Source organism: Streptomyces sp. NPDC111802 (assembly GCF_055634335.1).
Genome location: NZ_JBVKCZ010000092.1, coordinates 1 through 11812, shown reverse-complemented (window position 1 = coordinate 11812; position 11812 = coordinate 1). Strand labels below are relative to the sequence as shown.

Below are 11812 nucleotides of genomic sequence, written 5' to 3'. Positions count from 1 at the left end.
ACCAACCACGCACTCCCAGTAACGTCCACTACTCGCTGAAAGTTGCCAGACACCCGCCGCTACCTGCAGAAACGTCCTAACTCACCGGCATTGCCAGGTGAAGGCACATTTTCTCGCGCACCCGGACGCTGAGATCTACCTGTCGATGCCCGGCATCGCGGAGATCACCGGCGCCCGGGTGCTCGCCGAGTTCGGAGACGACCCCACCCGCTACAAGAACGCGAAAGCGCGGAAAAACTACGCCGGCACCAGCCCCATCACCCGCGCCTCCGGCAAGGTCCGCACCGTCCAGGCCCGATACGTGCGCAACAACCGGCTCGCCGACGCCCTTCAACGACAAGCCTTCTGCGCGCTGCGCACCTCGCCTGGCGCCCGCCGGTACTACGACAAACAACGCGACCGGGACCTCGACTACAACCCCGCCCTCCGACAGGTCGGCAACCGCCTCGTCGGCATCCTCCACGGCTGCCTCAAGACCCGCACCCACTACGACGAAGCCACCGCCTGGGCCCACCACACCCACCTTCAACCCGCATCCGGTTGACACGAAAACGAGATGAGATGTCTGACACGATCATTGAGATTCTCCTTGATCATCGGATCCGCCGTCTATTGGACACTCCCCCACCAGGCCCGTCCCCTCCACCAGGCTGGGTACATATGCGACCTCGTCAGATCCACAAATGGTGCCCAATGAGGCGTATATATGACTCGCGGCGCCCACATGCCGGTAAGTTCGGGGGCCAGCCCTGCACATCCGTGCTGCGTGCGGGGTGGCTCCCGGTCTCTCGTACACCGCTCCGCCTCGCCGCGTCCCGCCCGGGCTCGTCGTGCGGGTTGAGCCCGCGAGCAGCCCGGTGGTCGGTACCTCGCGCGGCTGTACGGCGTCGGCACGGTCATGTCGGCCAGGCTGTAGAGCCCGGCGCCCAGCAGGTGGCGCCGGCTGGGTTGAGGTCGGCGCGGGTGGGCACATGGCTCGAGCCCGTCTCCGCTGCGCCGCCAAGCCCACTGCAGCCGCAACCGCCGGGAGGGTACCTCCAGTGGCAGCGTTGGGTACGGGCAGGCGGGGTGTGGTGCCGGACAGCCAGCGCGAGATCATCGAACGGTCGCAGGCCAGGGGCTGTCCGTGTTCGGCGGCCAGCTGCCGCACGCCGCGCCGCGGCGAGCCGGGCATCAGTCCACTGTGTCTCCGCAAGCATCCCGCGGAGAAAGAGGTTGGGAGTCCTGGGCACGCCTTGCCTCCCCTTTGAATTCGCGCCGGGTCAGACCCCGCCCTGCATTCCACAAGCGCACAATATTGCATCGATTGCAGCACACCCGCCGTCTAGTCCCCCTGTGCGGGCCGGGGCAAGCGCGGTGCACTGGTTGTGTCCGGCGACCGCGCCCGTCAACTAAGGGCGCGGTGAGCCGAGTTGGCTCTTGCACCGCCCACCCCGGTCCCCGGCGATAGAGAAGTGCCTGATGAGTGCTCCGACACATGCCCGCCCCGGTGCCACGGATCTGGCCGGGCAGATCAGGGAGTTCCTGATCGGGAAGGTGCACGCGAGCGGCGGGTGTCTGGGCCTGAACTTGGGCGTGGTGGAGCTGGCCCTGGCCCCTCACCGGGTCGTCTACTCGCCCCACGGCACACTGCTCTTCGACGCCGGGCACCGGGCGTACGTACGTGCACAGTCTGCTGACCGGCCGCGCCGAGGAGTTCGCCACACTGTGCCAAGCCGGCGGCTTGTCCGGTTACCCCTCCCGTGCCGAGTCGGTGCACGATCTGGTGGGGAACCCGCACGCCTCCGGCGCCCTGTCGTACGCGGACGGGCGGGCCAAGGTGTATGCCGGGGCACGGCCCCATCGACGGGCACAGAGCCGAGGCGATCGAGGCCGCGCTGCCCCACAACGTCTCTCGGCGGCAGTGACGCTCCGGGGCGTCTGCGCGTTCAACGCGTTCACGCACCGATCAAGTGATGTGCCGTTCCCGCTGCTCCGCCTGTGGGACTTCATAGAGAGATACCACTAGATGCCACCAGATGTCCGCAGCTCCCCGGTGCGGGCTTTGGCTCGCTATGCCCCTGCAGTTCGTCCCTGACCCCGACTTCCGTTTGTGAGGACTTGCCATGGTGTCCCCCGTACTTCCGGCCCCCGCGCTGGACGAAACCGCGCACCATCTCCTCTTACAGGCGCAGAAGTTGATGATTCCGGCGCTGCGTGACTGGTCGGCGCGGCTGCCCGGCTCCATTGCCGCTCTGGCCGGCTACCACCTGGGGTGGTTAGACGAGCGTGGCCAACCGGTGACGGAACCCGCGCCGGGGAAGGCGGTGCGCCCGGCACTCGCCTTCAGCTGTGCCCAGGCGGTCGGCGGCCTGCGCGAGGACGCAGTAGGGGCAGCCGTAGCCGTTGAATTGATCCACAACTTCTCCCTGATCCACGATGACGTCATCGACCGCGACGAGCTGCGCCGCCACCGGCCCGCCGTATGAGCGGCGTTCGGCGTCCCGGCCGCGCTGCTGAGCGGAGACGCCCTGCTCACCCAGGCACTACGGGTCCTCGCCGATACCTATCCGGACAAGGCCGGCGCTTTGGTCTCCATGCTGGCCGCCGCCGTACTGGAGTTGGTCGAGGGCGAGGCGATGGACACTGCATTCGAGCAGCGCGCTGATGTGACGGTGGCCGAGTACACGGCGATGGCCGTGGGCAAGACCGGGGCTCTGATGGGTGCCGCCTGTGCGCTCGGCGCACTGGCCGGTGGCGCGGACGAGGAACGCGCCTGGCATCTGGCCTGTTTCGGCCGGCACGTGGGGGTGGCCTTCCAGATCGCCGACGACCTGCTCGGTGTCTTCGGTGACCCGGCCGTCACCGGGAAACCGGTCGGCAGCGATGTCGCCTCCCGTAAGAAGAGCTATCCCATCGTGGCCGCTCTCAAGTCGCCGGCCGAGGCGGGACGCCGGCTGGCGGCGATCTTCGGCGAGCCCGGCCCTTTGGGTGAGTCCCTGGTGCGGGAGGCCACGGAATGTATCGAAGAAGCCGGGGGCCGGGTCATGGCCCTGGCGGCGGTAGAGCGGGAAGTCGATGCCGCTCTAAAGGAGTTGGCGGCAGCCTCACCCACCACAGCGGCTTTCGAAAACCTGAAGAGCCTGGCGCAGCTGATGACTCACCGCCGTAGCTGAACGAGCGAACGAAGCTTCCTGGTGCCCGTCGGCGAGCGGCCCGTCTGTCGCTCATGCACCGGCCGCCAGTACCTCGCGGATCGTCACCTGTCAGCGCCATACCAGCAGCTAACCGGAGCGGAACATGACTGAATATCAGATGCCGCAGGAGGCGGCGATCGCTGCGCCCGTCCCGTCGCCGAGTACCGGATCCCGGATGGCCGGGCTGGGCACCTACCGGCCCGAGGCCGTGGTCGCCAACGAGGACGCTGCCACAGCGGCCGGCGTCTCCGCGGACTGGATCTCGCAGCGCGTGGGCATCCTGGAGCGCCGTCATGCCAGTGCGGCCGAGACGGTCGTGACCATGGCGATCGCGGCGGGCAAAAATGCGCTCGCCGACTGCGGGGCCACCGCCGCCGAGGTCGACGTGGTCCTGCTGGCCACCTGTTCCATGCCCTCGCCGATGCCCAACGGAGCCGCATCGGTCGCCGCCGGACTCGGCTGCAAGACCACGGCTGCCTTCGACCTCAACGCAGCCTGCTCGGGCTTCTCCCACGGACTGGCCGTCGCCGACGCGCTGATCCGGTCCGGGACCGCGCAGGGAGTGCTGGTCATCGCCTCGGAGCGCATGACCGACTGGGTGGCATCCGAGGACCGCAACACCGGCCCGATCTTCGCCGACGGGGCCGCGGCGACGCTCGTCGTGCCCTCGCGGGAGACCACCATCTTCCCGGTCGCGTGGGGAAGCGACGGCTCCCAGGCCGGTCTCATCAAAATCCCCGGCGAAACGGGCCGGATGGAGATGGTGGGACGCAAGGTGTTCCGCTGGACGACCACCGCCCTCGCCAGCGTCATGCAAGCTGCCTGCGAACGCGCCGGACTGACCCCAGCGGACCTGAAGGCGTTCGTGCCGCACCAGGCGAACCTGCGCATCATCGACGCCCTGCGCCAGAGCGTCGATGCACCGGATCTGGTGACCGCCGACGACCTCGTCAATTCCGGCAATACCTGCGCCTCTTCAGTCCCGCTCGCCCTGCACGCACTGCGCGAGGCAGGAAAGGTGCGCCGCGGTGAGCCCGTGCTGCTCTTCGGCTTCGGTGCGGGCCTCACCTACGCGGCGCAGGTCGTCCTGTGCCCGTAAGGCGCCGGCACTCTTCATCCGGCGCGTCCACCTGCCCCACCTCACCAGGGAGTAACCCGATGGCCATTGACCACGACGCTTTGACCCAGGTGCAGAACATCGTCGCTGTCCTCGCCAAGCGGCCGGCCGAAAGCATCCACCCCGAGCACCGGCTCTTTGAGGACCTCGAGCTCGACTCCCTCCAGATCACGGAACTGGCGCAGAAACTGGAGAACACGGTGGGCAAGCCCATCGACGACGACCTGCTCAACGCGGACGGCACCACCATCGCCCGCTGCGCCGAGATCGTGCAGGCCGCCTGAAACACCATGCGGCCCACAGGTACACCGATACGTCCCCGCCCTGAAGGCGGTCGTGCGCAGGCCGGCCTGCTACCGGCCGGCCCCGGGCCTGCGGCGGCCAAGCAGCCGAGGACGTATCGGCGTACCGGGATGGGCGGACACGTCCGAATTCCGGCGCTCACCGGCACTCCGCTCCTCGGCCCAGAGGCCCCGCAGAACGTCGTGCCCTGCCCAGGCCGCCCCCGGTGGAGACAGGGAGAACGCCCGAGCCACAGCACGCCCCTGGCAGAAAAGGCCAACCATCATGAACTCACTCCCGCACGCCGCCGCAGACGCCGGACAGCTCGCCGACATCGACACCTGTTTCGAGATGGTCCTGCGGATTCTTCTCAGCACCTGGCCTGCCATCCGGCCCGCCTCAAGGACCCGGCCACTGCCGCCCGGCTTGGCACCGATCCCCGTGGTGGTGAGGGGGCATGGCGCAGCACACGCACGCTGACCTGCAGGCGCCGGCGCCTGCTCCCGTCTCCCCCGGCGACAGCGTTGTGCGGGGCGTCGGAACGGGACGTGCCCATGGAAAGGTCATCCTGCTGGGCGAGCATGCTGTTGTGTACGGCGCTCCTGCCATGGCCGTCGCCGTACCGGAACTAGGCTGCCGGGCCACGGTGGCCCGCCGTGCCCGCGACGGTGGCGGTGGCGGTCTGCACAGTTTCCGGTTCGTGGAGGCGCCGGCCGGCGTGCCGTGCGGGGCGCTGCCAACGCCGCCGCGCACGGTGGAGAGTCCCGTTCCCGAGGGGTTGCGGGTTCTGGTCGAAGCCGTCCTGGGGCGGGCCGGTGTGCCAGCCGTTCCTGGTCTGGATGTGCTCGTGGAGAGCGGTGTGCCGCTCGCCCGGGGGCTTGGCTCCAGTGCGGCCTCTGCCCGCGCGGTGCTCCAGGCATTGGAGGATCTTCTCGGGCTGGAACTGAGCGTGGACGAGGTGTTCGGCTACGTCCAGTTGTCCGAGCAGGCGGCCCACGGCCGGGCCAGCGGCATCGACGCGTGGGCCACCAGCCGCAGCGGGCCTGTACTGCTCGCGCAGGGGAAGGTCAGCAGTCCGCCGGTCGGCGGTGACTGCTGGATCGTGGTGGTGGACAGCGGTAGCGGGGCCTCTACCAAAGAGGCCGTCGCCATGCTGCGCGACTGCTTCGCAGCGGATCCCGGCCGCCGGGAGTTGTTTCTCGCTCGTTCAGCCGCGCTCACCCGCGCGGCTCTGCTGGATCTGCAACAAGGCCATCTGCAGGCGCTGGGGGGCAGATTCACCGACGCGCATGCCCTGCTCGCCGGCCTTGGGCTGACCACCGAGCTCACGGACCGGCTGGTGGATGCCTCGCTGCGCGCCGGGGCGCTGGGGGCGAAGATGACCGGCGGGGGGCTCGGCGGCTGCGTGATCGCTCTGACGGCCGGCGCCGACATCGCCGGCGCACTTTCCGCACGGCTCTCGGGCGAACTGGGCGTGCGCTCCTGGACGGTCCGCCTGCCGCACCACGGAGGTGGCCATGTCTGAGATGGCGGTCGCTGTGGCCCACCCCAACATCGCGCTGGTCAAATACTGGGGAAAGCGTGATGAACACCTCGTCCTGCCGTGGGCCGACAGCCTGTCCCTCACCCTGGACGTCTTCCCCACCACCACCAGCGTGCAGATCGCCCCGCACCTTCCGGGCGATCACGTGCTCGTGGACGGGGCCGTGGCCCAGGGCGAGATGCAACGGCGCATCATCAGTTTCCTCAGCCTCGTCCGCGACCGGGCAGGCCGCGAAGAGCACGCGGTCGTGGAAACGCGCAACACGGTGCCGGTCGGCGCGGGGCTTGCCTCATCCGCCAGCGGGTTCGCTGCTCTCGCTGTCGCCGCAGCCGGCGCCTACGGACTGCGGCTGGATGCCGCCGCACTGTCCCGGCTGGCCCGCCGGGGTTCCGGGTCCGCCGCCCGGTCCCTGTTCGGGGGCTTTACCCTGTGGCACGCGGGCGCGCCGGACGCCCCCGACCCGGACCTTGCCTCCTACGCGGAGCCCCTCGCGGACGCACACGTGGACCTTGCGCTGGTCGCCGTCCTGGTGGAGACCGGCCCCAAGCCCGTCTCCAGCCGGGAGGCCATGCGGCGCACCGTCGCCACCTCCCCGCTCTTCCCCCGCTGGCTTGCCGCCACGCGGCAGGACGTGACGGTGATGCGGGCGGCCCTGGCGGCAGGTGATCTTGCCGTCGTGGGGGAGATCGCCGAGCGCAATGCGCTGGGCATGCACGAGACCATGGAGCATGCGGTGCCGCCCGTGTGCTACCTCACGGCCGCATCCCACCGGGTCCTTGAACGGGTACGCCGTATGCGTGCACGCGGCCTGGACGCGTGGGCGACGATGGATGCCGGGCCCAACGTGAAGGTGCTGTGCCGCGGGGATGATGCGGAGCAAGTGGCCCGTGAACTGCGCCTGTTGTCGGGCTGCAGGACGGTGGTGGCCCGCAGCGGGCCCGGTGCCGCTCTGCGCGGGAGGGTGGGCTGATGTCCCGGGCGCTCACCCGGGGGGCGCCGGGGAAGCTGCTGGTCGCCGGTGAGTACGCCGTTCTCGCCCCCGGGCAGCCATCCCTCGTGGTCGCCGTGGACCGGTTTGTGACCGTGGAAGCCGCGCCGCTTCGCGGTGGCGACGTGGTGCTCGCCACCGACCTTCTCGGACACGAGGTGCGACTGCTGCGCGCCCGGGGCCGGCTGTGGCCGCGCGATGCGGCTGACACCCGGCATCTCTACGGGGTGCTCGCTCATCTCGTCGCTGCCGTCGAGGTCGTCGATGAGCTGCGTGCCCAGCTCGGATTGCCTGCGGTGCCGCTGCGTCTGACGGCGCGCAGCGCACTGCACGAGCAGGGTACCAAAATCGGCTTGGGCTCGAGCGGCGCCGTGCTGGTGGCCGCCATCGCCGCGCTCACCGACTTCTGCACGATGCCCATGTCTGCGGAACTGCGGTTCCGTCTCGCCCTGCTGGCGAGCATCCGGGTGGATCCCGGCCCGTCCGGCGCGGATCTCGCCGCCAGCACCTGGGGCGGCTGGAACCTCTACCAGGCCCCGGACCGAGCCCACCTGCAGTGGCGTTTACGGCGGGACGGAGTGGCCGAAACCCTGCAGGCCACCTGGCCCGGCCTGACGGTGCGCCGGCTTCCCCCGCCCACCGCCCTCCAGCTGCACACCGGGTGGAGCGGCAGCCCGGCCTCCACCTCCACCCAGGTCAGCCGGCTGTCCGGCACCCCGTGGTGGCGCGGGATGGGCCGCAGCCACTTCCTGACCCGCAGCGCGCACTGTGTGACCGCCGCGGTCCAGGCCCTGGAGCAGGAGAATCCTGACGCCTTCCTCGCCGCGATCCGTACCTCGCGCCGCCTCCTGGAGCACCTGGACGAGGAAACCGGGCTCGGCATCTTCACTCAGCAGCTCACCGCATTGTGTGCGGCAGCCGAAGCCTGCGGCGGAGCCGGCAAGCCGTCGGGAGCGGGCGGCGGTGACTGCGGCATCGCGTTCCTGCCCCACACCCTCGCCCCCCGCACGCTGCACAGACGGTGGGCGGAGGTCGGAGTCACCGCCCTGCCCTTACAGATCACCGAACCACTGCACCAAGACGACGACCGGTCCCACAAGGCGGGGCCGGATGTCACGCAGGGGCTGGTCCTGCGCTCCCCTGCCGGCCTGGCTGACTCCGACAAAGGACTCTCGCTATGAGCGGATCACGCAAGGACGACCATGTGCGGCTTGCCGTCGCCCAGCATGAAGCCGTCGGCAGCGTTCCTGGCAGCGCCGCCGTTCACCCGCCCCACCAGTTCGACGAGGTGCACTTCGTCCACCACGCGCTGGCCGGCACCGACCGCGAACGCGTCTCGCTGCGAACCGAGTTCGCCGGCCTGGACTGGCCCGTTCCCCTCTACATCAACGCGATGACCGGGGGCAGCCCGAAAACCGGGGCAATCAACCGCGATCTGGCGATCGCCGCCCACGAGACCGGCCTGCCGATCGCCACCGGATCCATGAGCCCCTACCTGAAGGACTCCTCCACCGCGGACACCTTCACCCCTGTACGGCACTGCAACCCGCACGGGTTCGTGATGGCGAACGTCAACACCGGCGCCACCGCCGAACAGGCCCGCCGCGCTGTCGGCCTGCTCGACGCAGGCGCCCTGCAGATCCATCTCAACTCCGTGCAGGAGACCGTGATGCCCGAGGGAGACCGTTCCTTCGGCTCCTGGGCGGCAGGCATCGAGAAGATCGCGGCCGGAGTCGACGTGCCCGTCATCGTCAAAGAGGTCGGCTTCGGACTCAGCGGCCGGACCGTCTCCCGTCTGGCCGGGCTCGGCGTCCAGGTCGCCGACGTGGCAGGCCGGGGCGGCACCGACTTCGCCCGGATCGAAAACGGGCGCCGCCCCCACGCCGACTACACCTATCTCGAGGGCTGGGGACTGAGCACCCCGGCGGCCCTGCTCGACGCGCGCGGCCACGGACTGCCGCTCCTCGCCTCGGGCGGCGTGCGCCACCCGCTCGATGCTGCCCGGGCGCTCGCCCTCGGAGCGCACGCGGTCGGCGTCTCCGGCGGGTTCCTCACCACCCTCCTGCACGGCGGCGTGGACGCACTCATCGGACAGATCACCACCTGGCTGGACCAGCTGACCGCCCTCATGACACTACTCGGCGCCCACCGTCCGACGGACCTGGCCAACTGCGACGTGCTGGTGACCGGCTCCCTGCGCGAGTTCTGCACCCTGCGCCACCTCGACACCCCTCACCACCCCAGCCTTCAGGGAGATCACCGATGACCCTCCAGCCCGCTCCCACCACACCTTCTGCCTCCGCCTCCGCCGAAACGGCAGCGGCTCACGTTCCGATGCGCTGGGTCGGCCCGGTGCGCATCTCCGGAAACGTGGCCACCACCGAGGCCGAGGTACCCCTGGCCACCTACGAGACCCCCTTGTGGGCGTCCGTCGGCCGCGGCGCACGAATCTCCCGCCTGGTCGAGGGCGGAATCAAAACCACTTTGGTGGACGAGCGCATGACCCGCTCGGTCCTCGTCGAGGCCGACGACGCACAAACCGCCTACCTCGCCGCCCGCACCGTTGCTCAGCGGATCGACGAACTGCGGCAGATCACGCGGACCACCAGCCGATTCGCCGAACTCCTCGCCGTCCGACACGAGGTCACCGGCCCGCTGCTGTTCCTGCGCTTCGAGTTCTCCACCGGCGATGCCTCCGGGCACAACATGGCGACCCTCGCCGCGGACGCCCTGCTCGGCCATCTTCTGACCTACGTGCCCGGCATCCGGTACGGGTCCATCTCCGCCAACTACTGCACCGACAAAAAAGCCACCGCCATCAACGGCATCCTGGGCCGCGGCAAGAACGTGATCGCGGAAATCCTCATCCCCGCGCAGATCGTCGCTGCCCGCCTGCACACGACCGCCGACCAGATCGTCCAGCTCAACATCAACAAGAACCTGGTCGGCACCCTGTTGGCCGGGGGCATCCGCTCCGCCAACGCCCACTACGCGAACATGCTGCTCGCCTTCTACCTCGCCACCGGCCAGGACGCCGCGAACATCGTGGAAGGCTCCCAGGGCATCACCCTCGCCCAAGACCGCGACGGCGACCTGTACTTCTCCTGCACCCTGCCCAACCTCATCATCGGGACCATCGGCAACGGCAAGGGCCTCGACTTCGTCGACGACGCTCTCACCTCGCTCGGCTGCCGCGCCCAGCGGCCCGTCGGGGACAACGCCCGCCGCCTCGCGGTCCTCGCAGCCGCGACCGTGCTCTGCGGCGAACTGTCCCTGCTCGCCGCACAGACCAATCCGGGCGAGCTGATGAAGGCCCACACCCAGCTCGAACGCCACAACGGAGCACGCCATGACCACTGACCTCGCCATCGGTATCCACGACCTCTCCTTCGCCACCGCCAGCCTGGTCCTCACCCATACCGAACTCAGCAAGCACACCGGCGCCAGTCTGGCGAAATACCACAAGGGCATCGGTCAGCGGGCGATGAGCGTGCCTGCGGCGGACGAGGACATCGTGACCATGGCCGCCGACGCCGCAGCACCGATCATCGAACGCCACGGCACCGACCGCATCCGCACGATCCTGTTCGCCACCGAGACCTCGATCGACCAGTCCAAAGCGGCCGGCGTCTACGTCCACTCGCTGCTGGGCTTCCCCCCGAATGTGCGCGTCGTCGAACTGAAACAGGCCTGCTACGGCGCCACCGCCGCCCTCCAGCTCGCTGCCGCCCTGGTCCGCCAGGACCCCGCCCAGCAGGTCCTCGTCCTCGCCAGCGACGTGGCCCGCTACGACCTCGACAGCCCCGGCGAGGCCACCCAGGGAGCGGCGGCAGCCGCCATGCTGGTGGCCGCCACGCCCACCCTCATCGCCCTCAACCGCCCGTCGGGCCTCTTCACCCAAGACATCATGGACTTCTGGCGCCCCAACTACCGCACCACCGCCCTCGTCGACGGCAAGAAGTCAATGGCCGCCTACCTGACAGCCGTCACCAACGCCTGGCACGACTACCAAAAGCGCGGCGGACTCCCCCTCAAGGAGATCCACACGGTCTGCTACCACCAGCCCTTCACCCGCATGGCATTCAAAGCCCACCGCCAACTCCTCGACGCAGCCGGCACCAGCGCCGACGCCGCCACCATCGAGGCTGCCATCGAGCCCACCACCCGCTACAACCAAGTCCTCGGCAACAGCTACACCGCCTCCCTCTACCTCGCCCTCGCCGCCCTACTCGACACAAAAACCCAACTCGACGCAGAAACACTGGGCTTCTTCAGCTACGGCTCCGGAAGCGTCGCCGAATTCTTCACCGGACACGTCACCCCCGGCTACCGAACCCACCTGCGCACCACCGCCCACCACAACGCGATCACACGGCGCCGCCCCATCGACTACGACACCTACCGCCAACTCCGAGCCAACCCCCTGCCCCACGACGGAACCCACCACGTAATGCCACAGCAAGCCCAGGGGCACCACCGGTTCGCCGGACTCCACGACCACCAACGCCTCTACGAAACCCTCCGCGCCACCGCATGACCAGCCCGTTCTCACCAACCAGACTCACACCCGCCCCCTCGGCACGGGACCCAATGCCGTGGCTGTGTAAGGAACAACACCGTTGCGTTTGGATCTTGAGGTGCTTGTCAAGGGGGTGCGGGAACGAGGCAACGGGACTCCTGGTAGATCAACTTGTTGCGAAGCGAGT

At 69.2% G+C, this 11812-nt stretch carries 8 protein-coding genes and 3 pseudogenes; all 11 read left to right on the top strand.

Annotated features, from left to right (window positions below; genetic code table 11):
- Positions 1-106 precede the first annotated feature (106 nt).
- Positions 107-544 (top strand): annotated as a pseudogene (locus ACZ7NC_RS42825) (transposase); the annotation flags it as partial.
- A gap of 917 nt (positions 545-1461) precedes the next feature.
- A pseudogene (locus tag ACZ7NC_RS42820) lies at positions 1462-1819 on the top strand (1-deoxy-D-xylulose-5-phosphate synthase N-terminal domain-containing protein); the annotation flags it as partial.
- A gap of 286 nt (positions 1820-2105) precedes the next feature.
- Positions 2106-3155: pseudogene (locus tag ACZ7NC_RS42815) on the top strand (polyprenyl synthetase family protein).
- 124 nt (positions 3156-3279) lie between these two features.
- A complete protein-coding gene (locus tag ACZ7NC_RS42810) occupies positions 3280-4275 on the top strand; it encodes a beta-ketoacyl-ACP synthase 3 (RefSeq protein ID WP_471497308.1) in 996 nt (331 codons plus the stop codon).
- Positions 4276-4334: 59 nt separating this feature from the next.
- Positions 4335-4577 carry an acyl carrier protein gene (locus ACZ7NC_RS42805; RefSeq protein WP_471497306.1) on the top strand — a complete coding sequence of 81 codons (243 nt, stop codon included), beginning with the start codon at positions 4335-4337 and terminating at the stop codon, positions 4575-4577.
- A gap of 455 nt (positions 4578-5032) precedes the next feature.
- Positions 5033-6100 carry a mevalonate kinase gene (gene mvk, locus ACZ7NC_RS42800; RefSeq protein ID WP_471497304.1) on the top strand — a complete coding sequence of 356 codons (1068 nt, stop codon included), beginning with the start codon at positions 5033-5035 and terminating at the stop codon, positions 6098-6100.
- Entirely contained in the window at positions 6093-7088 is a 996-nt protein-coding gene (gene mvaD / locus ACZ7NC_RS42795) for a diphosphomevalonate decarboxylase (protein WP_471497302.1), read from the top strand. The genes mvk and mvaD overlap by 8 nt, the downstream gene beginning before the upstream one ends.
- Entirely contained in the window at positions 7088-8287 is a 1200-nt protein-coding gene (locus ACZ7NC_RS42790; RefSeq protein ID WP_471497300.1) for a phosphomevalonate kinase, read from the top strand. Before mvaD ends, ACZ7NC_RS42790 begins: the two co-directional genes overlap by 1 nt.
- Positions 8284-9372 carry a type 2 isopentenyl-diphosphate Delta-isomerase gene (gene fni, locus ACZ7NC_RS42785; protein WP_471497298.1) on the top strand — a complete coding sequence of 363 codons (1089 nt, stop codon included), beginning with the start codon at positions 8284-8286 and terminating at the stop codon, positions 9370-9372. The genes ACZ7NC_RS42790 and fni overlap by 4 nt, the downstream gene beginning before the upstream one ends.
- A complete protein-coding gene (locus tag ACZ7NC_RS42780; RefSeq protein WP_471497296.1) occupies positions 9369-10466 on the top strand; it encodes a hydroxymethylglutaryl-CoA reductase in 1098 nt (365 codons plus the stop codon). Before fni ends, ACZ7NC_RS42780 begins: the two co-directional genes overlap by 4 nt.
- Positions 10456-11643, top strand: a complete 1188-nt coding sequence (locus tag ACZ7NC_RS42775; RefSeq protein ID WP_471497294.1) for a hydroxymethylglutaryl-CoA synthase — start codon at positions 10456-10458, stop codon at positions 11641-11643. The genes ACZ7NC_RS42780 and ACZ7NC_RS42775 overlap by 11 nt, the downstream gene beginning before the upstream one ends.
- The last annotated feature ends 169 nt before the right edge of the window (positions 11644-11812 follow it).

Bases quoted from the DNA above. Each gene is read 5' to 3' on its own strand.
- ACZ7NC_RS42810 (WP_471497308.1), top strand. From the start codon at position 3,280: ATGACTGAATATCAGATGCCGCAGGAGGCGGCGATCGCTGCGCCCGTC.
- ACZ7NC_RS42790 (WP_471497300.1), top strand. From the start codon at position 7,088: ATGTCCCGGGCGCTCACCCGGGGGGCGCCGGGGAAGCTGCTGGTCGCC.
- fni (WP_471497298.1), top strand. From the start codon at position 8,284: ATGAGCGGATCACGCAAGGACGACCATGTGCGGCTTGCCGTCGCCCAG.
- ACZ7NC_RS42780 (WP_471497296.1), top strand. From the start codon at position 9,369: ATGACCCTCCAGCCCGCTCCCACCACACCTTCTGCCTCCGCCTCCGCC.
- ACZ7NC_RS42805 (WP_471497306.1), top strand. From the start codon at position 4,335: ATGGCCATTGACCACGACGCTTTGACCCAGGTGCAGAACATCGTCGCT.
- mvk (WP_471497304.1), top strand. From the start codon at position 5,033: ATGGCGCAGCACACGCACGCTGACCTGCAGGCGCCGGCGCCTGCTCCC.
- ACZ7NC_RS42775 (WP_471497294.1), top strand. From the start codon at position 10,456: ATGACCACTGACCTCGCCATCGGTATCCACGACCTCTCCTTCGCCACC.
- mvaD (WP_471497302.1), top strand. From the start codon at position 6,093: ATGTCTGAGATGGCGGTCGCTGTGGCCCACCCCAACATCGCGCTGGTC.